Annotated in this window: 26 protein-coding genes; 13 read left to right on the forward strand and 13 right to left on the reverse strand. The window is 63.8% G+C overall.

All coding sequences use genetic code 11. From position 1 onward, the window contains the following. Nucleotides 1-92 precede the first annotated feature (92 nt). On the forward strand, nt 93-1,082 hold the full coding sequence (locus LJF34_RS12865) for an NlpC/P60 family protein (RefSeq protein WP_231185412.1): 990 nt from the start codon (nt 93-95) through the stop codon (nt 1,080-1,082). Here the strand turns inward: LJF34_RS12865 and LJF34_RS12870 are convergent. Then, nucleotides 1,075-1,968 carry a serine hydrolase gene (locus LJF34_RS12870; protein ID WP_231185413.1) on the reverse strand — a complete coding sequence of 298 codons (894 nt, stop codon included), beginning with the start codon at nt 1,966-1,968 and terminating at the stop codon, nt 1,075-1,077. The genes LJF34_RS12865 and LJF34_RS12870 overlap by 8 nt on opposite strands. 167 nt (nt 1,969-2,135) lie before the next feature. Between LJF34_RS12870 and lysA the strand changes: the two genes are divergently transcribed. The 9 genes from lysA (at nt 2,136) to dacB (ending at nt 11,548) form a co-directional block, all read left to right on the forward strand. Beyond that, complete coding sequence (gene lysA / locus LJF34_RS12875; RefSeq protein WP_231185414.1) at nt 2,136-3,416, forward strand: diaminopimelate decarboxylase; 1,281 nt, start codon at nt 2,136-2,138, stop codon at nt 3,414-3,416. Between the two features lies 1 nt (nt 3,417). After that, nucleotides 3,418-3,678 (forward strand): hypothetical protein, encoded by a 261-nt coding sequence (locus tag LJF34_RS12880; protein ID WP_231185415.1) that lies wholly within the window; start codon nt 3,418-3,420, stop codon nt 3,676-3,678. Continuing rightward, nucleotides 3,675-4,157 carry a hypothetical protein gene (locus tag LJF34_RS12885; RefSeq protein WP_231185416.1) on the forward strand — a complete coding sequence of 161 codons (483 nt, stop codon included), beginning with the start codon at nt 3,675-3,677 and terminating at the stop codon, nt 4,155-4,157. The genes LJF34_RS12880 and LJF34_RS12885 overlap by 4 nt, the downstream gene beginning before the upstream one ends. 89 nt (nt 4,158-4,246) lie before the next feature. Continuing rightward, the gene (locus tag LJF34_RS12890) at nt 4,247-5,965 is read left to right on the forward strand and encodes an ABC transporter substrate-binding protein (protein WP_231185417.1); all 1,719 of its coding nucleotides are present in this window, start codon (nt 4,247-4,249) and stop codon (nt 5,963-5,965) included. Between the two features lie 29 nt (nt 5,966-5,994). Further along, nucleotides 5,995-6,945 carry an ABC transporter permease gene (locus LJF34_RS12895; RefSeq protein WP_231185418.1) on the forward strand — a complete coding sequence of 317 codons (951 nt, stop codon included), beginning with the start codon at nt 5,995-5,997 and terminating at the stop codon, nt 6,943-6,945. A 1-nt stretch (nt 6,946) separates the two neighbouring features. Then, nucleotides 6,947-8,008, forward strand: a complete 1,062-nt coding sequence (locus LJF34_RS12900; protein ID WP_231185419.1) for an ABC transporter permease — start codon at nt 6,947-6,949, stop codon at nt 8,006-8,008. Beyond that, nucleotides 8,005-9,024, forward strand: coding sequence for an ABC transporter ATP-binding protein (locus LJF34_RS12905; protein WP_231185420.1), 1,020 nt, complete (start codon nt 8,005-8,007; stop codon nt 9,022-9,024). Before LJF34_RS12900 ends, LJF34_RS12905 begins: the two co-directional genes overlap by 4 nt. After that, the gene (locus LJF34_RS12910; RefSeq protein ID WP_231185421.1) at nt 9,021-10,304 is read left to right on the forward strand and encodes an oligopeptide/dipeptide ABC transporter ATP-binding protein; all 1,284 of its coding nucleotides are present in this window, start codon (nt 9,021-9,023) and stop codon (nt 10,302-10,304) included. The genes LJF34_RS12905 and LJF34_RS12910 overlap by 4 nt, the downstream gene beginning before the upstream one ends. Nucleotides 10,305-10,309: 5 nt before the next feature. Beyond that, nucleotides 10,310-11,548: a D-alanyl-D-alanine carboxypeptidase/D-alanyl-D-alanine-endopeptidase gene (dacB, locus tag LJF34_RS12915; protein ID WP_231185422.1), complete on the forward strand. Its 1,239-nt coding sequence runs from the start codon at nt 10,310-10,312 to the stop codon at nt 11,546-11,548. Nucleotides 11,549-11,799: 251 nt separating this feature from the next. On the opposite strand, the gene LJF34_RS12920 is transcribed toward dacB, so the two are convergent. From LJF34_RS12920 to LJF34_RS12940, 5 genes are all read right to left on the reverse strand, one after another. Then, a complete protein-coding gene (locus LJF34_RS12920) occupies nt 11,800-12,636 on the reverse strand; it encodes a M55 family metallopeptidase (RefSeq protein WP_231185423.1) in 837 nt (278 codons plus the stop codon). Then, on the reverse strand, nt 12,633-14,627 hold the full coding sequence (locus LJF34_RS12925) for a prolyl oligopeptidase family serine peptidase (RefSeq protein ID WP_231185424.1): 1,995 nt from the start codon (nt 14,625-14,627) through the stop codon (nt 12,633-12,635). The genes LJF34_RS12920 and LJF34_RS12925 overlap by 4 nt, the downstream gene beginning before the upstream one ends. A gap of 60 nt (nt 14,628-14,687) precedes the next feature. After that, a complete protein-coding gene (locus LJF34_RS12930) occupies nt 14,688-15,413 on the reverse strand; it encodes a helix-turn-helix domain-containing protein (RefSeq protein ID WP_231185425.1) in 726 nt (241 codons plus the stop codon). Nucleotides 15,414-15,562: 149 nt separating this feature from the next. After that, nucleotides 15,563-15,769 carry a hypothetical protein gene (locus tag LJF34_RS12935; protein WP_231185426.1) on the reverse strand — a complete coding sequence of 69 codons (207 nt, stop codon included), beginning with the start codon at nt 15,767-15,769 and terminating at the stop codon, nt 15,563-15,565. Further along, entirely contained in the window at nt 15,769-16,809 is a 1,041-nt protein-coding gene (locus LJF34_RS12940) for a zinc-binding dehydrogenase (RefSeq protein WP_231185427.1), read from the reverse strand. The genes LJF34_RS12935 and LJF34_RS12940 overlap by 1 nt, the downstream gene beginning before the upstream one ends. A gap of 87 nt (nt 16,810-16,896) precedes the next feature. Between LJF34_RS12940 and LJF34_RS12945 the strand changes: the two genes are divergently transcribed. After that, nucleotides 16,897-17,598 (forward strand): MogA/MoaB family molybdenum cofactor biosynthesis protein, encoded by a 702-nt coding sequence (locus LJF34_RS12945; RefSeq protein WP_231185428.1) that lies wholly within the window; start codon nt 16,897-16,899, stop codon nt 17,596-17,598. Between the two features lies 1 nt (nt 17,599). On the opposite strand, the gene LJF34_RS12950 is transcribed toward LJF34_RS12945, so the two are convergent. The 6 genes from LJF34_RS12950 to LJF34_RS12975 all read right to left on the reverse strand — a co-directional run bounded on the left by LJF34_RS12950 (nt 17,600) and on the right by LJF34_RS12975 (nt 22,605). After that, nucleotides 17,600-18,406: a helix-turn-helix domain-containing protein gene (locus LJF34_RS12950; protein WP_231185429.1), complete on the reverse strand. Its 807-nt coding sequence runs from the start codon at nt 18,404-18,406 to the stop codon at nt 17,600-17,602. An 88-nt stretch (nt 18,407-18,494) separates the two neighbouring features. Further along, a complete protein-coding gene (locus LJF34_RS12955; protein ID WP_231185430.1) occupies nt 18,495-20,135 on the reverse strand; it encodes a DUF255 domain-containing protein in 1,641 nt (546 codons plus the stop codon). A gap of 542 nt (nt 20,136-20,677) precedes the next feature. Further along, complete coding sequence (locus LJF34_RS12960; RefSeq protein WP_231185431.1) at nt 20,678-21,436, reverse strand: creatininase family protein; 759 nt, start codon at nt 21,434-21,436, stop codon at nt 20,678-20,680. A 96-nt stretch (nt 21,437-21,532) separates the two neighbouring features. Next, on the reverse strand, nt 21,533-22,051 hold the full coding sequence (locus LJF34_RS12965) for a peptidylprolyl isomerase (protein WP_231185432.1): 519 nt from the start codon (nt 22,049-22,051) through the stop codon (nt 21,533-21,535). Nucleotides 22,052-22,090: 39 nt separating this feature from the next. Then, nucleotides 22,091-22,351, reverse strand: coding sequence for a hypothetical protein (locus LJF34_RS12970; protein WP_231185433.1), 261 nt, complete (start codon nt 22,349-22,351; stop codon nt 22,091-22,093). 41 nt (nt 22,352-22,392) lie between these two features. Further along, complete coding sequence (locus tag LJF34_RS12975) at nt 22,393-22,605, reverse strand: hypothetical protein (protein ID WP_231185434.1); 213 nt, start codon at nt 22,603-22,605, stop codon at nt 22,393-22,395. A gap of 105 nt (nt 22,606-22,710) precedes the next feature. Between LJF34_RS12975 and LJF34_RS12980 the strand changes: the two genes are divergently transcribed. Together LJF34_RS12980 and LJF34_RS12985 are read left to right on the forward strand one after the other, a co-directional pair. After that, nucleotides 22,711-23,727 (forward strand): PGF-CTERM sorting domain-containing protein, encoded by a 1,017-nt coding sequence (locus tag LJF34_RS12980; RefSeq protein WP_231185435.1) that lies wholly within the window; start codon nt 22,711-22,713, stop codon nt 23,725-23,727. Next, the gene (locus LJF34_RS12985; protein ID WP_231185436.1) at nt 23,720-24,127 is read left to right on the forward strand and encodes a hypothetical protein; all 408 of its coding nucleotides are present in this window, start codon (nt 23,720-23,722) and stop codon (nt 24,125-24,127) included. Before LJF34_RS12980 ends, LJF34_RS12985 begins: the two co-directional genes overlap by 8 nt. 19 nt (nt 24,128-24,146) lie before the next feature. On the opposite strand, the gene LJF34_RS12990 is transcribed toward LJF34_RS12985, so the two are convergent. Beyond that, nucleotides 24,147-25,466, reverse strand: coding sequence for a cytochrome P450 (locus LJF34_RS12990; protein WP_231185437.1), 1,320 nt, complete (start codon nt 25,464-25,466; stop codon nt 24,147-24,149). Between the last annotated feature and the right edge of the window lie 10 nt (nt 25,467-25,476).

The following is a 25,476-nucleotide window of genomic DNA, read 5'->3' on the forward strand; positions in this document are numbered from 1 at the left end:
GACCCGGACGGCAATCCGGGACCGACCGAGTTCGACCCGAACGGTAGCCAACTAGGGTGTGGATTTTTCACGTCGCTTCGAACACAGGGGACATGGACGAAACGGAACCCATCGGCGGGACCGAACCAATGGACCCGACCCATCGCGCGAAACTAGCGCTACAGCGCTGTGAGACGAGACACGCACCCGATTTTCGGGTGACCGTCTTCGACGTGACTCCCGAGTCGAACGGCGACGGGATCGAACTCCGCGGGACGGTTTCCACGCCGCGTCTCGAACGGAAAGCGCGCGAGGAAGTCGCCCGCGCGACGGGACGAACGACGACCGGCGAACTCACCGTTCTCGAAACGCTCCGAACGGACGGGACCGTCACGCGGTCCGTCGTCCCGGTTCTGGGGGACGCGGACGACGACGCGGAGCAGGTGACGCAGGTCCTGTACGGCGCGCGAGTCGGTGTCTTCGACCACGACGGCGACTGGACGCGGGTGCTGACGCCCGACGGCTATCTCGGCTGGGTCGCTGAAAGCGCACTCGGCGAAGTGGCGATCGAAGGGATGAACGCCGTCGTCGCTCGCGATACGACGACAGCGGGAGACGAGACGGTGTACGCTGGAACTCCCTGCCGAATCGACGACGAAAGCGAAGCAACGGCGGTCCTCCGGACCGGCGAAGAAGTCCCGTCGGACGAGGCGGTCCAGCGGCCACCCGGGAACCCCACCGTGGAAGACGTCGTCGAAGTCGCACGGACGTTCCTCGGGACGGAGTACGAATGGGGCGGCATGACGAGCGAGGGAATCGACTGTTCGGGATTGGCGTGGATTTCCTACCGGGTCAACGGACTCGTCCTTCCGCGCGACGCGGATCAACAGCGGGTCATGGGCGAATCGGTCGAACGCGACGAACTCCGTCCGGGCGACTTGCTCTTCTTTCCCGGTCACGTCGCCGTTAGCCTCGGCGGCGACGAGTACGTCCACGCCTACGGCAGTGCTGAAGCCGTCGTCATCAACAGTCTCGACCCCGAGAGCGACGCGTACATCGCCGATTTGGACGAGACGTTCGAACTCGCACGACGCCTCATCTGAGCCACGAGAACACCGCGTCGCCGATTTCGGCGACGGCGTCCGCCGCGTCGGCACCCGTGTCGGAAGTTCCTCCCTCCGTTTCCGACTCCGCACCGCCAACCTCATCGATGAAGACGGAGAAGACGAGCGGTCGGTCCCGAGTCGGGACCGACAGGAATCCGGCATCGAGCGCCGCGGTCGGAAGACGTCCGGTTTTGTGCGCGACGTCGGTTTCGTAGGGGAGATAGCGCGGCACCATCGATGTGTCATTCTGTTCGGCGAGCGGAACGGTCATCCGTTCGTAGGCGGCGGGAGAGAGCGTCCTTTCGCACACGAGGTCCGCGAAGAACCGCGCACAATCGAGGGGAGTCGTCGCGTTCGTCGGTTCACCTGCGGGGACGTGTACGTCGGACCCCTCGAACTCCGTCTCTTCGAGCGTCGTCATCATCTTTCGCGCGAGGCGGGTCCGGTCCATGCCAAGGCGGGCCGCGGCATCGTTCACCGCCGCCATTCCGAGACGGTCGATGAGCTGGTTCGTCGCGGCGTTGTCGCTCACCGAGATCATCGCCCGTGCGAGGTCCTCGACCGTCGGCGTGGCGTCGAGGAGGTGTAACAACCCGCTTCCGCCGACGCGGTTTTCGGGTGAGAGCGGACAGGGCCGGTCGAGTTCCGCGAGTCGGTCCTCGGTATCGTACCGCTCGTAGAGGGCGTAGAGGACGGGGAGTTTGACGGTGCTCGCGCTCTGAAAGACGCGCGTTTCGGCGCGGGAACAGACGACGTCGAACTCGTCCGGGCCGGACGGAAACCCGAGAAAGACGCCGAGGTGACCGTCGAGGGTCTCGCCGTACTCGGCGATGACGGCCGACAGTTCGTCGCGCGTGTCGATGGCTGGTGTCTCAGGGCGCATCAGTCATCGACTCCGGTTTCGTGGCCATGGCGACACACTGGTTCCTCGTTCCTACAAATAGTTTCGCGTCGGGGACGCTTCGGCGGCGGTAGACGGGAAACCGGGGATCGATTTCGACCTAGCATGGGAGGGTCAACCGTTATCGGCCCTTTGTGGGAAGTTCGGACATGGAACTCAGGGACCGGAAAGAGCGATTGCGCAGACACGCCGACGACCTCGTGTCGTCGTTCGGGTCGCCGCTGTACGTCTTTTTCGAGGAGGATCTGCGCACGAACTACGGGACGCTGCGGAGCGTGTTGGACGAACACTACCCCGACTCCGAGGTTCACTTCGCCGTGAAGGCGAACTACAACCTCGGCATCCTCTCGGTGCTTCGGGACGCGGGGTGCAAGGCGGAAGCCTACGCTCGCTGCGAACTGACCGCCACGCAACGCGCCGGGTTCGAGGCCGAGGACGTGCTTCTCACCGGGATGAACCGAGCGCCCGAGGACATCGAACGGGCGCTTGACTGGGGCGTTTCCCACCTCCTCGTGGACAACGCGACGGAGTTGGAGAAGATAATCGTGGCCGCGGAGGCGACCGGAACCGTTCCCGACGTGTTGATTCGCGGCAACCCCGCGATGGAAGTGCCGACTCACCCGGAGGTAGCGACGGCGACCCGCGAAAGCAAGTTCGGCCTCGATATCGAGAGCGGGCGGGCAATGGCGGTCGCGCGGCAGGCCGCCGAATCCGACGCCGTCTCGCTCGCCGGCGTCCAGTTGCACGTCGGCAGCCAGATTCGCGGCGTCGAACCCTACGGCGTCGCGGCCCGCGAAATGCTCGGCTTCGCGGCGGCCGTGCGGGACGAACTCGGCGTCGAAATCGAGGTCCTCGACCTCGGCGGCGGGTTCCCCGTCCCCTACGACGAGGCGGTCCCGGACACGGAAACTATCGTTGCGCACATGGCCGAGACGGTCCGGGAAACGTGTGCGGAGTACGACCTCGACGAACCGCGCCTGTTCGTCGAACCGGGACGGCGTCTCGTCGGCAACGCCGGGACCTTTCTGGGAACGGTCGGTGTCATCAAGGAGACGCCATACGCCGATTTCGCCGTGCTCGATGGGGGCACGAACGCGGTGTCGTCCTACTGGCCGTACCCCGTCTACGCGGTGAAGGACCGCGAACGGACGCGGACGTACCACGTCGCGGGACCGCTCTGTTACACCGGCGACGTGGTGAGCGAGGACGTTCCGCTTCCCGAACTCGGACCCGGCGACGTGGTCGCGGTGGACCGCATCGGCGCGTACTCGCTCGGCAGTGCGAGTCACACGAACGCCGAACCGAAACCGCCGGTCGTGCTGGTTCGAAGCGACGGCGCGTACGACCTCATTAGAGCGCGCGAGTCGTGCGACGACGTGCTCGGCAAGGACATCGTTCCCGAATCGTTGAACGACCCGTCGCACCCGTGAGATGTGCTGGGAGAAAGATATTTCGAACGGCACGTGCCGTGAAAAAGATATTTCGAACGGCGCATGCCGTGAGAAAGACATTCGCAACGGCGCATGCCGTGAGAAAGACATTCGCAACGGCGCATGCCGTGAGAAAGACATTCGCAACGGCGCATGCCGTGAGAAAGACATTCGCAACGGCGCATGCCGTGAGAAAGACATTCGCAACGGCACATGCCGTGAGAAAGACCTTTGCGTGACGGGTACCGTGACGAAGCCATGAAACCGTCAGGGACGCTGTCGCCCGACCCGGCGGGCGGCATCGAGGAGTCGGGGGGGTTCTTCGCCGGGTTGGTCCCGAATCGGATCGCGCTCCGGTGTCTCTCCGTCGAACTCCGTGCGCCACGCGAAATCGTCGCCGGCGAACCGAGCAGGTTCCTATTCAAGATAGAAAACCGCTTTCCGGTGCCGTTGAGCGTTCGAGTACCGGGAGCGAAACTCTGGGGCTGGTCGGTGGACGGAATCCCGGAGGCCGACGAACGGGGGTTCGAACCGCCGGAGACGCCGCGGACGGTCTCGTTCCGACGCCGCGGTGTCAGACTGTTCGAAGGGTCATGGGACGGACAGGTCCGTCGCTCCGGAACCGACGGCGACGTGTGGAAACCGAAACCCGGAACGCACACGCTCACGGCGTTTCTTGCGACGGATTACGAATATCAAAATGTGCGTGACAGCGTGCAGGTAACGGTCGTTTCTCGTTGACCCTAGTATGAAAGGGCGGCGTTATATGCCACGTCCATCTTTGCTATTAGGTATCACGAACCGGGGCTTTCGTCCCGAAGACCGATACTATGACAGACAAATACGAACCCTCGTTGAACAGACGTCGATTTTTGACGGTCAGCGCGCTCGGCGGTGCGACGGCACTGGCTGGCTGTGGTGGTAAGAGTACGACCGGTGACAACTCCGGCGGAGCAGGAACGACCGATTCCGACGACACGGACACCGGTGGAGACGATGGCGGCAACGACAACGCGAAGAAGGGTGGAACGTTCGTCAACGTCGCACCCGAACAGGCGACGACTCTCGACCCGCGGATGAACGAACTCGCGTGGGCGAACGGAATGTTGCATTACCTCTTCGACGGCCTGCTGGCCATCAAGCCCGACGGGAGCGGTATCGTTCCGCACCTCGCAAAAGAGCTCCCGAAACAACGGGACGATACGACGTTCACCGTTCCGATCAAGGAGGGCGTCACGTTCCACAACGGGGCCAAACTCAGCGCCGACGACGTGGAGTACTCGTTCAGTTGGGTGCTCGACTCCGACAACAAATCCACGAATCAGGAGAACCTCTCGTTCATCGACAGCGTAAAGAAATCAGATGACCTCGAAGTGACGTTCAACCTCAAACACCCTTACGCGCTGTTCGAACAGACGTTGGCGGGCATGAACGCCGCCATCGTCCCGAAGAAGTACGCGAGCGACAAGGGACAGAAGAAGTTCGGCCGGAAACCCGTCGGAACCGGGCCGTTCAAACTCAAGAACTGGCAGGCCGGGTCCTCACTCACCCTCGAACGGTTCGACGATTACTTCATCGAAGCGCCGAACCTCAAGCAGCTCAAATACCGCGTCATCCCCGAACCACAGACCGCGTTCTTCGAACTGGCAAGCGGCGGCGTCAACCAGTCGTCCGTCCCCGAAAAGCTGCTCGGTGAGGCCCAGAAGAAAGAGAAGCTGAAGATGAAGCGTATCTCGCAGTTCGACTACAACGGCCTCATATTCAACGCGAACCACGAGCCGTTCGACAACCGCAAGGTGCGCAAGGCCATGCAGTACCTCGTCGATTACGACGAGATGCTGAAGGTGACGAAGGGAGAACTCGGCAAGCGCACCTACGGGTACATGCCGACGGAGGTCAACAAGGCGTGGGACTTCCCGTGGCAGGAATGGAAGAAGAAGTACTTCCCCAAAAAGGATCGCGACAAGGCAAAGCAGTTGCTCGAAGAGGCGGGCTACGGCGACGGCTTCGAAGTGGACCTGCCGACGGCCACCTCTGGGAAGTTCAAAAACATGGCCATCAAGCTCCAGAACGAGATGGAGACGGTGGGAATCAAAGCCAACGTTCGGGAGATAACCATCGGGCAGTGGCTCGACTTGCTGGACAACGGCAAGTACGACGTGACGTTCTACGGTTGGTCCGGCGGGCAGGACCCCGACGGGTTCTTCTACTACCTGTTCCGCGACCCGCAGAACGACGACAGCCCGGTTCCGGACGATTACGTCGGCAACGCTTCGGCGGGGATGCTCTATCAGGCCTACCCCGACAGCAAGAAATTACAGGACGCGGACGCGAAGATTCGCAAAGCACGCACGTTACAGGACCGAGACAAGCGTCGGGAACTGTACATCGATATCGCGGAGACGTTCCAGTCCGAGTACCCGCATATCCAAGTGTACTCCGAGCAGTCCGCGACCGCGTGGAGCAAGTCGGTGAAGGAGTACGACCCGACCGCCTACGTCGCTCAGCCGCTCTGCAACGAGTGGTCGAACGCCTGGCTTAGCAACTAACTCCCCCACCTTTCCGTACACACGAAATCATGAGCATATACCGATACACCGCCCGGCGAATTTTACAGATGATACCGGTCCTGCTGGGCGTTTTCACGTTGACGTTCGTAATGATGCACGCCCTTCCGGGCAACCCGGTCAAAATCTATCTCGGATTGAATCCGAGCAAGGAGCTTGCAGACCAACTCATTCACCAGTACGGCTTCGACCAACCCCTGTGGAAACAGTACCTCGACTATCTCTCCAAGGTGCTCCACGGTAATCTCGGCGAGTCGTTCATGCTGAAACGACCCGTCATCGACCTGATGATGGAGCGCATCGGCCCGACGTTCACCCTGATGGGACTGTCGTACGTCATCGCGCTTCCCGTCTCGATTCTGCTCGGTGTTTATGCCGCCTCGCGGCACAACCAACCCGGAGACCACGTCTCCCGGTTTGTGGGACTGGCGGGGCTTTCGACGCCGAACTTCTGGCTGGGGCTGATGCTGATGTTCATCGTCGCATACAAGTTACAGTGGCTTCCGGTGTCCGGATACGTTCCCTTCGCACAGGCCCCGGTCGAGTCCGCGAAACGGCTCGTCATGCCAGTCATCACGCTCTCGACGGCGATGACCGCGACGTTGATGCGGATGACGCGTTCCAGCATGGTCGAGGAGCTATCAGAGGATTACGTCCAGACGGCGCGCGCTTACGGATTGCCCGAGCGACGAATCCTCCTCAAACACGCGTTCAGGAACGCGCTGTTGCCGCTCGTCACGATTATCGGCCTCCAACTGTCGTTCCTGCTGGACGGGAGCGTCGTCATCGAGAAGATTTTCGCCATTCCCGGCATGGGTCGGCTGTTCTTCAACGGCCTGACGAACAACGATTACGGCGTCATCATGGGAATGACCCTGACGTTCGCGCTGTTGTTCCTGACCGGCGTCCTGCTGACCGACCTCGCCTACGCGTACATCGACCCGCGGATCAGATACGACTGATATGAGTACGAATCAACCAGTTACCGAGAGCGGAATCGACACCGAAAGTCGCCTCCGGGGCACACTTCGAGAGCTACGATACAGTCCGACGGCAATCGCCGGGGGACTCATCGTCGCCATCCTGGTCGTGCTGGCGATTTTCTCGACCATCGACATCGTGATTTTCGACAGGGCCCTCATCACTGCTCTCCTCGCCGACCCGCACGCGCAAGACACGATGCAGATATACGCGGCACCGTCGCTTTCCCACCCGATGGGCACCGACAAGTTCGGCAGGGACATACTGGCGCGGGTGATATACGGCAGTCGAATCGCGCTCGCCATCGGCGTCATCTCCGTCGGAATCAGCTTCCTCGGCGGTATCGCCTGCGGTGCGACGGCGGCGTACTTCGGGGGCAGAATCGACGACCTCATCATGCGACTATTGGAGGTGCTGTACTCGATTCCGGGTCTCATCCTCGCCCTGACGCTGATGGTCATTATGGGCCGTAGCGTCTACAACCTCTTTCTTGCCTACGGCGTTATCGGCATTCCGGCGTACGCCCGCGTGATGCGCTCGGAAGTCCTCTCCCTTCGGGAAGAGGAGTACGTCGAGGCGGCACGCGCCGCCGGACTGCCCACCCGGACCATCCTGTTCCGGGAAATCGTTCCGAACGGACTGGCCGCGGTGGTCGTCCAAGCGACGCTCTCGATGGGCGGCGTCATCATTGGTGCGGCGGCGCTGTCGTTCCTCGGCTTCGGTGTCCAACCCCCCACAGCGTCGTGGGGGCGGATGTTGAGTAACTCGCGGGAAGCCATGATCCTCGCGCCGTGGATTACGATATTCCCCGGCCTGATGATATTCCTCACCGTGATGGGGTTCAACATGCTCGGCGACGGCCTCCGCGACGCGATGGACCCGCGGACCACACTCTGGAAGCCCGACTGGGACGAACTCGGCGACGACTTCCTGCCCGGCGACGACCAAACGAGGGACGAACCCGAACCGGTGACGGACGGCACAGCCACGGACGGCGGAACAACCGCCCATAAACGACCCGACGGAGGCGGAGGAAACCGATGAGCCTACTCGAAGTCGAAAACTTGCGGACGTACTTCTACACCGAGAGCGGCATCGTGCAGGCGGTCGACGGCGTGAGTTTCGAGGTGGAAAGTGGCGAGACGCTCGGACTGGTCGGCGAGAGCGGGGCCGGAAAGAGCGTCACGGTGAAGAGCCTGCTCGGCCTCGTCAACTCGCCCGGAAAAGTGGTCGACGGCTCGGTTCGGTTCGACGGGCGCGACTTGACCGAGTGTTCCGAGCGCGAACTCCGGCGGGAGGTCCGCGGGAGCGAAATATCGTTCGTCTTTCAGGACCCGATGACGGCGCTAAACCCCGTCTTCACCGTCGGGAACCAGATCGCCGAAATCGTCGAGTATCACACCGACGCCACCGAGAAAGAAGCCTATCGGCGAGCCATCGAACTGCTGGACGACGTGGGAATTCCGGATCCGGAACAGCGGGTGGACCAGTACCCCCACGAGTTCTCGGGCGGGATGCGCCAGCGCGTCCTCATCGCCATGGCGCTCTCGTGTAATCCGAAGCTCATCATCGCGGACGAACCGACGACGGCGCTCGACGTGACCATTCAGGCGCAAATCCTCGACCTGTTCGACGAGATTCAGGAGAAGTACGACACCGCGGTCGTCTACGTCACCCACGACCTCGGGGTCGTCCGCGAGACGTGCGACCGGGTGGCCGTGATGTACCTCGGGAAAGTGGTCGAACAGGCACCGTACGAGGAACTGTATCGCGACCCGAAACACCCGTACACGCAGTCGCTGCTGCGGTCGGTCGTCCGACCCGACGAGCGCGTGGAGAACCTCGACCCTATCGAGGGGACGATGCCGAGCGCCATCGACCCGCCGTCCGGGTGTCGATTCCGCACGCGGTGTCCCGTGGCGGTCGAGGACTGTTCGAGAATCGAACCGCCGCGACTCGACGTGGGAGCGAACCACGATGCGGCGTGCATCCTCTACGAGGAGGAGTACGGCGGTGAGGTACCGCGATTGCACGAGCGAGCGACACGAGGGAAACCATGAGCCAACAGGCGACACAGCCGCCGAAAGAGCAGACCGAACCGCTCCTCAGGGTGGAGAACCTGACGAAACACTTCCCGGTGAACACCGGGTTCATCAGTTCGCTCCGATGGAACGCCGAGGGCGGCTTTCCGCTGACGCTGGACGACAAGCAGGTCAGAGCGGTCGACGGCGTGAGCTTCGACCTGCAACCCGGCGAGACGCTCGGCGTCGTCGGCGAATCCGGGTGTGGGAAATCGACGCTCGCCCGAACCCTCCTCGGGTTGACCGAACCGACCGATGGCGCGGTGGAGTTTCGCGGGGTTCGGACGACGACGTTCGATTCGGACGCGAAACGGACGTTCCGCCGGAACGCCCAGATGGTGTTTCAGGACCCGCAATCGAGCCTCAATCCGCGCCGAAAGGTGGGAACCATCATCGCGGACCCGCTCGAAGCGGCCGGATGGGACGAAGAGCGGCGACAGGAGCGCGTCGTCGAACTGCTCGGACAGGTCGGGTTGAAGGAGGAACACTACGGACGCTATCCGCACGAGTTCTCGGGCGGGCAACGCCAGCGCATCAATCTGGCACGGGCGCTCTCGATCAACCCGGACCTCGTCGTCGCCGACGAACCCGTGAGCGGGTTGGACATGAGCGTGCAGGCCCAGATTCTCTCGCTCATGCAGGACATACAGGACGAGTACGACCTGACGTACCTGTTCATCACACACGACTTGAGCGTCATCCGAAACGTCGCCGACCGCGTGGCGGTCATGTACCTCGGCGACTTCGTGGAGACGGGTCCGGTCGAGCGCATCTTCACGGAGCCACACCACCCCTACACCCGCGCGCTTCTCGACGCGGTGCCGAACCCCGACCCGGACACGCGCGGCGTCGAATCGAAACTCGTCGGGGACGTTCCGAGCCCGAGCAATCCACCATCCGGTTGTAAGTTCCACACGCGCTGTCCCGACATCATCGTCCCCGAGCCGTTCACCCGCGAGACCTATCGCGAATACATGGACCTCAAGGAGGACGTTCGAGCGGAATCGCTCAAAACGGACACCGAACCCGCCGCCGTTCGGTCAGGCTACTTCACCGACAGCCTCCCGGTTGCGGTCGACGAGACGGTCGAACAGGCCGTTTCGGCGGCATCAAACGGGGATTGGGACGGCGCACGGGAAGCGCTCGAAGCGTACCGGTCCCCGTGTGAAACCGACGTGCCGGAACTCGAATCGGTCGCCGACGGACAACAGTCGGCCTGCCACCTCGACGCCGACGAACGGGAACCGTTCACGTGGTGAGCGGAATGGACTCCGACGCCGATATCCTCGATGCGGACTCGTTCGGAACGAGCGTACTGGCCCGCGAATGCGGCGGGCCAGTTCTCGCGTCACGGAACCCGGACGTGCCGCTCCCGCCCGCGTCGAACACGAAACTGCTCACCGCCGCCCTCGCCCTCCACCATCTCGGCCCGGACTATCGCTTCGAGACGCGCGTCTCGCGGGCGGGAGATTCGCTTGTGCTGTCGGGACGCGGGAACCCGTCGCTGTCACCGACGGACCTGTCGCAACTCGCCGAATCCGTTCGGGACGCCGGAATCGATGGCGTGACCGACATCGTCGCGGAGACGGGGTCGTTCGACGGCCAGACACGCGGACCGGGCTGGGTGTGGGAGGACGGACGGCACGGCTACGGCGCGAAGAGCACCGCGCTGGCTCTCTCGGGCAACACGGTTTCGGTAACGGTGTCCGGCACCGACGTCGAGGTCACGCCGGATACCGACGCCGTCGAACTTCACACGGAATTCGACGAAACCGCAGAAGAGTTGCGGGTGTTCCGCGACTGTCCGGGGAACGTGATTCGGGTGGACGGGAAACCATCCGAGGAGGCGCAGACCGAACCCGTGCCGGTCGGCGACCCGGTTCGCCACTGCCTCCTCGCGTTCCGTGACGCGCTCGAAGGAGCGGGTATCGACCACGACGGCGGCTTTCGCGTCGAGGACGAGAGCGAACCGGACGAAACGGTCGCGACGGTGAAATCCCTGCCCGTCGCCGAACTGGTCCGCGAGATGAACGTCCCCTCGGACAACTTCCTCGCGGAGCAGTTAGCCCGAACAATCGCCCGCGAAGTCCGCGGCGACGGGTCTTGGAACGCGTGGGAAAGCGTCGTCGGCGACTTCCTCAACGCCCGCGATGCGGGACGCGTCCGAATCAGGGACGGGTCCGGTCTCTCGCGCTACAACCTGATTTCGGCGCGGGGACTGGTGCGGACGCTTGAATGGGTCGCGGAGCAACCGTGGTCGGAGACGTTTTTCGACTCCCTTCCCGCATCCGGTGAGGGAACGCTGGCGGAACGGTTCGCCGACGTTCCCGGCGTTCGAGCGAAGACCGGAACGCTCACCGGGAGCAGGACGCTCTCGGGTATCGTCCACAAAGAGGACGAAAACGACGTCGTTTTCTCCGTCCTCCTCGGCGGACTGGTCGGCGAGGACGAGGAGCGGGCGCGGAAGCGAATCGACGCGTTCGTGTCGGAACTGGCCGACTGAGCACGAAGCTTTTTCAACGAAAACGGGGGCAGTTCGCTCCATGGACCGGTCCCTCGAATCCATCGGAGAGATAGCCGTCGAGCGGCCGGTTCGAGTGCTGTTCCGGTTCTCGATTTTGTTTTTCATCTCGTCACACCCGTGGAAGTATCACGGGGAGAAGGAGCAAACGGCCACGAGCGCGCCGCCCGTGGAACCACATAATCGGTACGAGAGAGAAGCGTCGACCATCGTCGATGCGGGACCGCCACCGCCTATCCGTAGAGCTCGTTTCTCCCCGCGCCGCCGCCGTGCAACATCGCCACGGACGCCTCGAACGCCGCGACGTACGAGTCCGCTTCGATGCGGGTCGTCCGACCAGCGACGCGTTCGACCGACGGAATCCCCGCGGCGCTGGCGGCCTGATTCGTCGCCGCCCAGTCGGCCTCGATGGTCACCGGTTCGTCCGGCGTCGGTTGGACGAAGTCGGACGCTCGACGGACCGCCCGCTCCGCGCCCTCTCGAATTCGGTTTCGTGCCCGTTCGGGAGGAAGGCAGTTCGCCGTGAACCGGTCGATTCCCTCCTTGATGACGGCGGTTTCGACGTCCTCCAGATGGTCGAGCGCCTCCGTTTGGGTCGCGTCGTCGCCCGTAACGAGACCGACCGGAACGCCGAGCGAGGCCGCGAGTCCAGCGTTCCAGCCGAGTTCCCCGACCTCCGTTCCGTTCACTCGGAGCGAGAGGAGGACCTGCCCGTAGTAGGTGTGGTTCAGGACGGCCTCCGACGTTCCGGCTTTGGCGTGATAGCCGACGAAGAAGACGACGTCGTGGTCCTCGGTCAGCCCCTGCATCATCGACCACGGTTTCGTGCCGCCGCGAATCAGGCGGGCCGATTCGTGCAGCGATTCGCGGGGCAAGTTCGTCATCGAGGAGTGCGAATCGTTGACCAGTACCTCTTCGGCACCACCGGCAAGCGCGCCCTCGACGGCGGCGTTCACGTCGCCGACCATCGCGTCCCGTCCGGCGGGGTAGTCGGCCTCGCCCTTCACCACGTCGCTCGGGTCGGCGATTCCCGTGATTCCCTCCATATCGGCGGAGATGAAGACGTTCATCGTTCGTCCTCCAACACCCGTTCGACCTTCCTGAAGGTTCGCCTCCACGTCGCCCGCTTCGAGAAGACGTGGTTCTCGCCGGGATAGTGGTCGGCGTCGAACTCCTTTTCGAGGTCCGTGAGCGTTTCGACCACCACGTCGAGTTGCTCGAAGTTGACGTACCGGTCGCCCGTCCCGTGGAAGTTGTAGAGCGGAACCTCGTAGTTCGCCATGTGCGTCGCCGGGGAGGCCTCGTCCCAGCGTTCGGGCACCTCCCACGGTTCGCCGCCCATCCGCAACGCTTCGGCGGAGACGGCCGCCGGGTATTTCGTCTCCTCGGCCCACTCGCGGTACAGTTCGAGGTCCGCCAGTCCGGCGAGGTTGATGCCGACCGAGAAGACATCGGGATGCGTCCCGAGGACCTGCAACGTCGCGTAACCGCCATAGGAGAGCCCCCACACGGCGACCGAATCGGCGTCCACGTAGTCCAACGATTTCAGGTACTCGCCCGCCCGCGCCACGTCCTCGATTTCGTCCTTCCCGCGCGACCCCGCGATGGCCTGTCTGAACTCCCGCCCGTAGCCGATGCCGCCGCGATAGTTGACGAAGAGGCAGGCGTATCCCTTTGCGGCGAGGTACTGGTGATAGGTGTAGAACAGGCCGTACGCGCGCGACGGGTGCCAGCCGTCGCGCATTTGGCGCATCGGCCCGCCGTGGACGCAGACGACGGCGGGGAGGTCCGTCGCATCGTCCGCGACGGCATCGGACTGCCGCGGGTCCAGCAGATAGCCGTCGATACACCGTCCCGCGCTCTCGAACTCGATCCGTTCGGGTTCGACGGGTGGCGTCGGCCACTCCTCCACGGACGAGCGCGTGAGCCTCCTCGTCCTCGATTCGCCGTCAGCCACGGTCGAAACGCGGAGTTCCGGCGATCGCGTCCGGTCGGCGTGGACGTACGCGACGGTTTCGCCGTCCGGCGCTGGCCGAGGGTGGACGTTCGTTCCGGGCGACGCCACGAACGGCCTCGTTTCGCCGTCGAGAGAGACGGAAAACAGGTGGCGCTGTCCGGGGTCGTTCCGGTTGGAAGCGAAGACGAGCGTTTCGTCGTCGAGCCATCGCGGCGTCGCGTCGGCGACGCCCTTGTCCTCGAACAACCCCTCGGTGAGTTGCGTTCGCTCCTCGGTTTCCGCGTCGACGACGTGAACGTGGTCCCACCCGTCCATCGGGAGCGAGAGCGCGATTTTCGTTCCGTCGGGGGACACCGTCGGGGCACCGCTCGAAACGATACCCCGTTCGCGGTCGATTTCCCTGACGAGAACGCTCTCCTCGCCCGTTTCGGTGTCAGCGGCGATCGTTCTCCTGACCCGTCCGCCCTCGCCGCGCCGGTCGAAAACGACGCGACCGTCGGCCAGCCACGCGGGACAGGAACTCGCCATCTCGCCGCGCGTACGCCAGACGAGTTCGTCGGTGTCACCGCTGTCGGAGTTCACATCGATAACGCCCGCGTGCGTGGTGCCGTCCTCGACGAACCGGTACACGAGGAGCGCGTCGTCGTCCGACCACGCGAACATCCGCTCCTCGCCGAGAAACGGTCCGCGCTCGGGAACGTCGAAACTTCGCTCCGCGCCGGTCGTCGCGTCCCGAACGACCGGGCGGCCGTCGCGGTAGAACGAAAAGCGCGTCCCGTCGTTCGACCACGTGTACGACGCCGTGGCCTCCGGACCGGAGCAAATCAGGTCGGTCGTTCGTTTTTCCGGGTCGGCGAGGAACAACTCGCCCGCGTCGGTCGCGACGAGAAGTTCGGAGGTCGTCGGCGACCACGCGAACTCGGTGACGTGGCCCTCTTCGGGGACAAATTTCCACGGGGAGTCGCCGGCCGGGTCGGTCACGAACAGGACGTTTCCGTCGTCTTCGTAGGTCGTCGCCGCGAGGAAGTCGCCGTCCGCGGACCACGCCGGGGGACCGGGATACTTCACGTCCAGTACGTCGGAAATCGTGGGGGAAAGTGGCATAAAAATCGATTCGGGTCAACCCTCAAAGCGGTTCCTGATGCGGCTATCGTGACAACGTGCTCAGTAGTTTCGCTTGGCGAGTTTCGAGAGGAAGGCGTTGAGGACCTTCTGTTCGCCCTTTCGGAGGTGTTCGAGGAACGTCGGCCCGCTGATGCCGAAGTCGGCGGCGATGTCGTTCGCCGTCACGTCCCGCGGCCAGTTGTAGTACCCCGCCTCGTGCGCCGAGAAGAGACACTCCGTCTGGCGGGCCGACAGCGAGTCGTAGATCCGGTCGCTGGTGTTGGCGAACTCCACGTTGTCGTTCGGGTCCACCTCGTGAATCGACTCCAACTGCACGTCGTACTCGTCTTCGAGTCTGGTGAACACGGATTCGAGTTGGTCCGAGCGGACGAGGACGGTCCAGTACTCACATCCGCCGGTGATGTGGACGGGTTCGATGGGCATGAACTCGGAGTTGACGATTTCGGGGACGATGCTGGACGAACGCGCGTAGGTGACGACGATACGGGCGCGGTCGCCGCTGTGTTTCAGGATGGCCGTGCTCTCGACGACGCGGTGGGAGTCGATGGCCTCCACGAACGTTCCGATGTCGTGGTCGCCGTTCGTGACGATGATGAAGTCTCCTTTGACCGTCTCGTCGGTCGGGTAGAGCGACTTTTCGAGGATGTGCGTATCGTCGTATTCGTCGGTGACTTCGAGCGTCCAACACCCCGGATGCCAGAGTTTGAGTTCCACTTGTCGATGTGTCGTTCCGTCCTGATTCTCCGAGACGTGGATGACGCTCATTCAGTGTGTGTCATTCTCCCACACCATGAAAAATTTGTGTATATCGGATGGTACAGTTTTACGGGAACGAGTCGAGACGATGAAATAGTGAACGATTCGATATCGGACTGGTCGCAACGCTGAAGCCCGGTCCCGTACCGCCCTCCGAACTACACTCGCTTTTGAGCCGACCAGACCGCCGTCCCGCCGAGCAGCAGGGCCGGAATGAGCGGCAGGATGAGGTAGGCGAACTTGAACGGGAGGTACGGCGGGTCGAGGTAGATGAGGAGCGGCGAAACGATGAACGCCAGTACGATCACGCCGACCAGAATCCACCCGCTCCGTCCGAACTCCCGCTGTTCGCTGTCCTCGGTCATCATAGCTCGCTATCGGGTTTTACCACCACTTTACCAAAGCCTTCCCGGTTTTCGAGCATCTCGTGGGCGCGGGCCGTCTCGCTCATCGGGAGGACCTCCCGAATCGCCGGTTCGAAGGTGCCGTCCCACACCAGTTCCATCACGTCGTCCACCTCGCCGAGACTGGCCATCGTGGATCCGATGACCGAGAGTTGGTTCCAGAAGATTCGGTTGATGTCGGTCTCCGGTTGGCCGCCCGTCGTCGCGCCGCAGGTGACGATTTTGCCGCCCTTGGCGAGGCTCTTGAGCGAGTCCTGCCACGTGGCCTTGCCGATGTGGTCCACGACGACGTCCACCCCACGTCCGCTGGTCAACTCGCGGATTTGCGAGGCGAAATCCTCCGCCTCGTAGTCGATGGCGTGGTCGGCACCGAGTTCGCGAGCGTGTTCGAGTTTCTCCTTGCTGCTCCCCGTGGCGTACACCGTCGCCCCGGCGTAGTCGGCGATTTGGACCGCTGCGTGGCCGACGCCGCCGGACGCACCGAGGACGAGGACGTGGTCGCCCGACGTGAGGTCTGCACGCGTGATGAGCATCCGCCACGCGGTCTGGAAGACGAGCGGGGCCGCCGCCGCCGTCTCCCACGCGACGTCTTCGGGCACCGCTATCAAGTTGTCCTCGGGAACGGCGGCGAGTTCGCTGTGGACGCCGCGGACGTGCTCGCCGATGATGTGGTAGTTCACGCACATCGAGTGTTGGCCGTGGCGGCAGAACTCGCACTTGCCGCAACTGACGCCCGCCGAGAGGGCGACGCGGTCGCCGGGTTCGAAGCGGGTCACGTCCTCGCCGACCGCCACGACTTCGCCCGCCCCGTCGCTGCCGGGGATGTGGGGCATGTCGAGGGTGAGGCCGGGGAGACCGCGGCGGGTCCACACGTCCAAGTGGTTCAGCGCGCCCGCCTTCACGTCGATGAGGACTTCATCGCGTTCGGGTTCCGGGTCGGAGAAATCGCCGTATTCGATGACCTCGGTTCCGCCGTGTTCCGTGAACTGGACGGCTTTCATACGTGCACCCTCAGCGGCGAAGACTAAAACTGTGTGCAAATCGGGGGTTCGAGTGGACTTTTGGGGTGCGCCGCCCAACGGTCGGGCATGACGAAGCACGACGGCGGCGACGATGGCGGACACGACGATGACGGGCACGGCAGTCACGACCACGGGCACGGCGATGACGACCGTGACCACGGTCACGACGAACGGGGAAACCGCGACCACGACGGACACGACCATCCCGACCACCGCGACCACGACGGACACGACCATCCCGACCACCACGCCCACGACGGACACGACCATCCCGACCACCACGCCCACGACGTGAGCGAACTCGGGTTCGCGGTCGTCACGGTCTCTTCCTCGCGGTCGGTGGACGACGACCCGGCGGGTGACGCCATCACCGAACTGGTCGAGGAAGCGGGTCACGAAGTCGTCACGAGGGAACTCGTCGCCGACAATCACGACCGGGTGCAGAAGACGGTGAACAACATCGTCGGCCGCGACGACGTGAACGTCATCGTCACGACCGGGGGCACGGGCGTCACGCCGGACGACGTGACGATAGAGGCCGTGTGCCCGCTCCTCGACAAGGAACTGCCCGGATTCGGCGAACTGTTCCGCCGACTCTCATACGACGACATCGGGACGAAAATCGTCGGAACGCGGGCGACGGCGGGCGTCGCGGACGGCACCGCGGTCTGTTGTCTGCCCGGCAGCGAGAACGCGGTTCGTCTCGGCGTGTCCGAAATCGTCCTCGAAGAGGCGGGCCACCTCGTCGGCCTCGCTCGGCGCGAGTAGTTCAGAAGTGAAGCGGTTCCGCGACCTCCCACCGCGAGGAGAACTGGCTGTTGACGTTCGCGGCGAATTCGGGGTCCTTCAGGTCAATCATGGCGAACGCCTCACCGGGTGAAAGCGGGTTCGCCACCTCGATACACACCTCGATGTCGTCGATGAGGTTGAACGTGCCGTCCAGTTCGGGCGTCGTTCGGACCGAAAACTTCGGATGGTCGGAGAGGGTCGAAGCGTAGCGCCGTCCGACACTCTCGGGGAGCGTGTCGACGAGTTTCGGCGACATGAGGACCGACACCTTCACGTCGCGGGACAGCGCCCGTTCGATGTGCTCGGTGACGGTGTCGCCGATGTCGCCGATGTCGAACGTCGGCGAGACGCGCCCGGCGACCATGACGATTCGACGTTCCGCCGCGTCCAACCGCTCGATGAGCAGTTCGAGCGACTCCTCCGGACCGACCGCCGCCGTCCAGAAACCTTCCTCGATGGGGGGTTCGACGGTGTCGAGTTCCGTACTCAACTCGTCGACGATGTCCTCGTACTGGTCCGCTTTCGCGTTCAGTTCGTCCATTTTGTCTTCGAGCAACCGGTCGAGCGCGGTGCTCGGTTCGACCGCGACGTACTTTTTCGGACGGCTCGCGCTCTGACTGCGGACGAGGTTGTGCGTTTCGAGGCTGTTGAGAACGTCGTAAATCCGTCCCATCGGGACCTCGCTCACGCGGGAGAGGTCCTTCGCCGTCGTCGGACCCGTATTCAACAGCGCCCGATAGGCGCGGGTTTCGTATTCCGAGAGACCCAAATCGCGAAGACTTGCCATAACTGTTGACATTAGGCCGACAGTATAAAAACGCTACGTGCGTTCCCGACGATCCGACCGAACGGACGATTATCTTCGGACGATATCTTCAGAAAAAACTCGATGCCAGTTCACTCAGCTCGGCGGGAGATATGGCCGGTTCGGAGACCGTCTCCCCGTCAACGAGACGGGCGGTGCCTCGTTTGTACTCGCCGTCGGGGTCGAGGACGACGACCTTCTCGTGGTCGGCGAGACGGAGCGCGGCACGGTGCAAGTTCGAACCGGGTTCGGTGGCGACGACGACTTGTAGGGGCGGACGGCACAACCGGGACGCGGCGGTCGCGTAGACGGCGACCTGCACGCCGATTCTGTCGGCCGCACCGGCGAAGGCACCGACGGCGTCGCGCGCGGCGATTTCGTAGGACTCCTCGCCGGTCAGGATCGCCAAATCGACCAGTGCGTCCGCAATCGTCGCGTTGTCGTCCACGGGACGAAGCGACCGGTCGAGGAGGCCGGGACCCTCCTCCGGGCCGTCGATGAACGCGCCGTCGTCCATCCTGAGCGTGTCGATGGCGTGGTCGGCGACGGCGCGAGCGGTGTCGAGGTAGTCCCCCTCGTTCCTGAGGACCTGCGCGGCGGTGACGAACGCTCGAATCACGGCGGCTTGGTCGGCGAGGAGGCCGCGTTCTCCCTCCCCGTCACCGTTGCGGTAGTGGACGACGGCGCCGTCCTCGACGTACGACGAGAGGAGATCGAGGGTTCGCTCGGCGTAGCGGCGGGCGTGTTCGTCGTCCGTGTAGGCGACGTAGGTGAGCAGCGCGTCGGCGGCGAGCGCGTTCCGGTCGGCGAAGGCGGTGAAATCGACCGCCGGAGCCTCCTCGCTCTCGCGGTCGCTCGCATCTCCCTCGTAGTAGCCGTCGCCGGGTCGCTGGCTTCCGCCGAAGGCGTCACCCTCCCAGAGCGTCGTCGTCAGGTACTCGACGGTCTTTGCGGCGGGGTCGCGGTAGCGTTCCTCGCCGGTGTACAGGTAGGCGTTCGCGTAGGTTCGCAGGAGTGCGGCGTTCACGTCGAGCATCTTCTCGCGGTGAACGTCGTTCCACTCGCGGGTACCGGCGTAGCGGAAGAAACCGCCCTCGTAGTCGTCGTAGAGGTTCGCCGAGATGGACGAGAGCGTGGCGAGCGCCCGCTCTCGGTCGCGTTTGAGCGCGAACTCGACGGTTCGGGGAAGCGGGAACTTGGCGTCGTCGCCCCACCCGCCGTTCGTCGGGTCGAACCGGTCTTCCAGTTGGCCGACCAGCAGGCGTTCGATTTCGTCCGTCACCTCGCCCGACGGCGGGTTCTGGTCGCGGACGTTTCGCGGGACCTGCGACGCGTCGCGGCCCTTGTGCTCCCAGAGGTCCCGCACCTGCCCGACGACTTGACGCATGGTGTTCGCGTCGAGGAACGTCGCGCCGGACAGGTGTTCGCCCTCCGGCGTGAGGAACACCGTCGTCGGGAAGCCGCCCATGTTGTAGCGCTCCCTGACGCGGGGATGGCGGTCGATATCCGCCCGAATCGGGACGAACGAATCGTTGACGTTCGCCGCCAGCGTCGGCACGGCGTACGTCTTCTCGTCCATCTCGTGACACCACGAACACCACCGGGCGGAGAGCGAGAGCAGGATCGGTTTGTCGGCGTCCCGTGCCTCCTCGAACGCCGCGTCACCCCACTCGCGCCACTCGATCTTCGTCCGTTCCGCAGACTGGTCCATGGCGGACCATCGGTGCGAACGAGGGAAGTGGTTTCGGAATCCACGCGAGAGGAAGGGTCAACCGCCGGGAACCGCCCCGTCCGGACAACGGGACGCGCGGTGAACGCGATTCGCGCAGCACGCGCGAATCGGGCGAACGCCCGGGGTGGAAGGGGGACGCCGAGGGCGGGACGCGACGTGCGCGTCCCGTCCGCACGCGGTGCGGTCGGTTCTCCCTCGTTCGTTCTGTCTCGTCGGTGTATTCAATATGCGATTTGTATTCGGTATGCGATATCCGAATCCGATTCGAGACCGCATCGCACCGGTCGAAAACAGGTACGTACAGTCAGTTTCGTCCCAAACATGAACGGGAAGACGAAACTCCAGATTGCAGTCAGCTTTCTTCTCGTCGGAGGGCTTCTCGACTTACTGATCGTCACGCAGTTACGGTACGGAGTGACGGAAAGCACCGTGTTCGTCGCCGCGATTGTCGGCTTCGCGCTGGCCGAAGTCGCCCCGTCCAGCGCATCAGTCCGACTGTCGAATCGGCGACCAACCACCGTTCAGATGGCGTCGCGCTCCGCTTCGATTCGCTCCGCGTACGCCGTCGCTATCGTGTCGAGAATCTCCTCACCGGCGTCCGCGGTTCCCTCGCGCGGGTCGCCGAGAACGCCGTTCTCGGTGATGGACCTGAACCCTTCGCTCAGGAGTCGGGAGACGGAAACCTCCTCCTCGTGGCCGACTTCGAGTTCGTCGGTCCCGACGAGTCCCTCGTCTATCGCCAGCACTATCGCGGTTTCCGCGGCCCCCGCGTGAATCACGTCCTCTTGGTACTCCACGCCACCCTTCCGAAGCCCCTCGTTCTGGAGTTCCATGAGGTCCCCGAGGTCCGCCAGCGCGATGACGTTCGCGTCGATATCGCGGGCGATTTCGGGAGCGACGGTGTTGACGGGCGCGAAGTTGCCGCCGTGGGTCGGGACGAGGACGACGTGTTCGAAGCCGTGTTCGTCCAGCGACTCGCAGTAGGCGGAAATCAGGTCCATGAGGACCGTCGCCGGAATCGTTATCGTCCCCGGAAACTCCATGTGGTGTCCCGAACAACCGGGCCGAATCGTCGGCGCGGCGAGCGCGTCGCCGAGTTTTTCGGCGATTCGTTTCGCCAGTTCGTCGCCCGCCAGCGTGTCCATTATCAACGGCAGATGCGGACCGTGTTGTTCGACCGACCCGACCGCTACGACGGCGGTCCGCGTTCCGTCGTCGAGCGCGGTTTTGACGTCCGGCCAACTGTGCTCCGCGAGTTCGAAGTTCGGATTCGTGGTCATGTGTATCACTGTGTAACTGATGGCGATGAACGGACGGGCAAAAATCACCCAGCCTGATGGAAAACCGGACCGCAGAAAGGACGTTCGCGTCCGCGTTCAGTCGTGAATCTCGACGGATTCGAGGACGACGTCGTCGAGCGGTTTGTCCTGCGGGTTCGTGTCGACGTTGCCGATCTCCTCGACGACGTCCATACCGTCGATGACCTCGCCGAACACGGCGTGGCGGTTGTCGAGGTGCGGTTGGGCGTCGAGCGTGATGAAGAACTGTGACCCGTTGGTGTTCGGGCCGGAGTTGGCCATCGAGAGGATGCCCGGGCCGTCGTGGGAGAGTTCGGGGTGGAACTCGTCGTCGAACTGGTAGCCCGGACCGCCGCGGCCGGTTCCGGTCGGGTCGCCGCCCTGAATCATGAAGTCGTCGATGACGCGGTGGAAGAGCACGTCGTCGTAGAGCGGTTGGTCGGTCATCCGGTCGCCCGACTGCGGGTCGGTCCATTCTCGTTCGCCGGTCGCCAGACCGACGAAGTTCCCGACGGTGCGGGGCGCTCGCTCGTCGAACAGTCGAACCTCGATGTCGCCGTGATTCGTGTGAAGCGTGGCCGTTAGGTCGTCTGCCATATCGGAACGGTCGGCCTCCAAGGAAAAAAGACGTTCTATCTACTGACCGGCCGTCGTGTACAACAGCGGTGCAACGACCAACAACGCGACGCCGAGGTAGGCGTACGTCGGCGGCGCACCCATCGAGACGATGAGAAGGAACAGGACGCCGAACAGAATCGAGTTCAGCGACAGAACCTTCCGGGATTTCAGCGGAATCGAAGCCAACAGCGAAAGCGCGAACAGGGCGAAAACCGCGTCACCGACGTTGATCTTGAGAAGGAAGTCGTCGACGAGTGGCAGTGGGACGAACTCGAACATTCCTGCCCGACAGTCGGGGTGAGTTCTCCTTTAAACTTCCGCTATGCCCCGCCCGACCCCGTCAACTCCAGCGGTCTGACCCAGACGTACCAGATGACGATGGCGGCCGTGAGATAGCCGGAGTAGAAGATGAGGGTCCCGAGGAGTCCATAGCCGTTCTGCGTCAGGACGTATTTCACCATCCCCGGCACGATGACGCCGAGCGCCATCGCCAAGCCGAACCGAACCTTCCCCGCAGCGTTCTGTGTGCTCATGTCAGCGCGTTCGTCCTCCAGCCGCCTGAATCGCACGGTTTGTACCGGGCAGCGGATCAAGTGACAGAGCACAAAGCATTTAGCCCAACACCACACGAATCGGACATGAAACGTGAACGGATACTTGCGGGCGGCATCGCCCTCCTCGTCGTGGTGAGCCTGCTCGCTGCCGCCGTGATTCCCGGCGCACTCGCGGCAGGGTCACGGGAGGAGAAACGCCCCAGCGGTCTTCGAATCGAAGACGTGTCCATCGCGCCCGGTCACGTGTCGGGCGGGACGGCGACCTTGGCGGTCGAAACGCGACTCGAACACCGAGGCAGCGCGGCGGAGAACGTCTCCATCCTCGTCCGAGCGGTCCACTCGGACTCGGGATTGGTCGAGACGACGACGCAGTCTCGCGTACCGACCATCGACGGCGAACGGGAGGAGAGCGTCACCCAGAACCTCTCGGTAGAACGTCGGGGCGACTACAGGATCGAAACCGTCGTGTTCAGCGACGGGAAGCGAATCGCGGAGGGCGGCACGGACGTGCGCGGCGTCGGCGCGCTCCGACCCGACTACGCCCGAACGGGCGTCGATTTCCACTGGAACGACGGAACGAGCGCGTTCCCGCCCATCGACTACTCGATTGCTACCGTGAGCGACGACCGGGTGTCGCTCGACGTTTCGACCTATCTGACGAACGAGGGCGACGACCCCTCCGAGGACGTTCGCGTCGTCTTCATCGCGCGACAGGCGGACTCGAACATCGTCACCGACAGAACGACCGTTTCCGTCGGAACCATCGACGCGGGGCGAACCGCGAACCCGTCGGCGACCGTGACGGTGCCGGACGGCTACAACTACTATCTCGACGCGGTCCTCTGGAAGGACGGCGTCGTTATCGGCACCGCGCGAAGCGCCGCGAACTTGGACCCCTCGAAGACGCTCTCGGTCAACGAGACGGAATCGGACGTCGAACTGTCCGTCTCGGATTTCGAGGGGAGCAACGAGAAGGAATCGAGGTCGAAGACGACGACGGCCAACGACGCTGGACAACCGGGCTTTACCGTCGTCGCGGGAATCGTCGCCCTGCTCGGGGCGGGACTGGTGGCACGAACGAACCGGAGGAAACATGACTGAAAGCGAATCCACGACGATTGCGGACGAGGCGGCATCGACGACGGCGACGACGGCGACGACGACCGACGACGGACGAACCGCGACGACCGACGGCGGACGAACGACGATCAACGACGAACGAGCAACGCCGCCGGAACCCGAACGGGCGAACCGAAACGATGACCGCCTGCGGAACACGGCCGACGAACTCGACGTTCGGACCTACCTGTATCGGGGCGCGCTCGTCGTCCTCGTCCTCCTCGCCGTCGTAGCGCTCTTCCAGTTCTACATGAGCGCGCTGAACGTGATCCGAACCTTCGTCGCCCCGCAGTATCGGTCGCTGTTCAACGCGATATTCAACCTCGTCGTCCTCCTCGCGGCCGGCATCGGCATCTCGTTCGTCATCCGCGAGATGGACTGAGAGGCGAACGGCGACCATCCTACCGCGCCCGCACCGTCACCTCGACCGGATTTTCCGGGTGCAAAGTGACGAGGGGGACGAGCGACAACGGCGCTGACGACACGAGGTCGAACGCGAATCGCTTCCCGAGGGTCGCCAGCACGAGTTTCGCCTCGCGCATGGCGAACCCGTCGCCGATACATTTGCGCGGGCCGCCGCCGAACGGGAAGTAGGCGAACGGCGGGAGTTCGCGGCGGAACTCGTCCGTCCATCGTTCGGGTCGGAACTCCCACGGGTCGGGAAAGAAGCGCTCGTCGTGGTGGACGACCCACTGTGGCGTGGAGACGATGGTGTCCGCCGGGACATGGAATCCCGTGAGTTCGTCCGCCGCCGTCGTCTGCCGGTAGATGACGTATGCGGGCGGATACAGCCGCATCGCCTCGGTCACGATTTTGTCGAGATAATCGAGGTCGGGGAGGTCGGAGACGGTCGGCGTCCCGTCCACCACAGAATCGAGCTCGTCGTGGAACCGCGCTGCGACCTCTGGGTGCTTCGACAGGAGATACCACGCGTACGTGAGCGTCAGGGCCGTCGTGTCGTGGCCCGCGAGCAACATCGTCATCATCTCGTTGCGAACGCTCTCGGCGTCGAGTTCTCCCTCCGCCTCCCGGTCGAGCAACACGCCGAGGAGGTCGTCCTCGTCGCCGGAGTGGTCGTGTTGTCTGCGGATTTCCCGGAGGATGCGGTCGAGTTTCTCGACGGCGCGACGGTAGCGCACGTTTCGCGGCGTCGGCACCTCTTCGGGGACGAATCCCTGCGGACCGGGTTGGAAGCGCTCGCCGACTTCGACCAGCGCCTCGCGGATGGCGCGTTCCATCCCGTCGATTCGCACGCCGAGAAGACTCTCGACGACGATTTTGAGCGTGAGTTCCGACATTTCGGCGTGGATGTCGGTGTGTTCGCCGTCCACGAACGAGTCGGCCAATTCGACCGTATCGCGGACGATGATATCCCCGTACTCGTCCAGTTTCGCGCCGTAGAACGACGGTTGCATCGTCTTGCGCTGGCGTTGCCAGTGGTGGCCGTCGCTCGTCAGCAAGCCGTCGCCGAGGAGACCACCCAGACCCTCGTCGCCGCCCAGATTCGGCTTGCGATAGTTTGCGGCGTTCGTCACGAGGACGCGCCGGATGGCTTCCGGGTCGGTCACTTGGTAGACCTCCGTTCCGTACACGTCGATACGGGCCACGTCGCCGTACTCGCGTGCGACGCGCTCCATGAACCCTAACGGGTCGTCCGCGTACTGCAGACTGGACCCCAAAATCGGTACCCCCTCCGGTCCCGATGGCACGCGGTTTGCCATGCTTGGGATT

This window comes from Haladaptatus sp. DYF46, assembly GCF_021083305.1.
Taxonomy (GTDB): Archaea; Halobacteriota; Halobacteria; order Halobacteriales; family Haladaptataceae; genus Haladaptatus.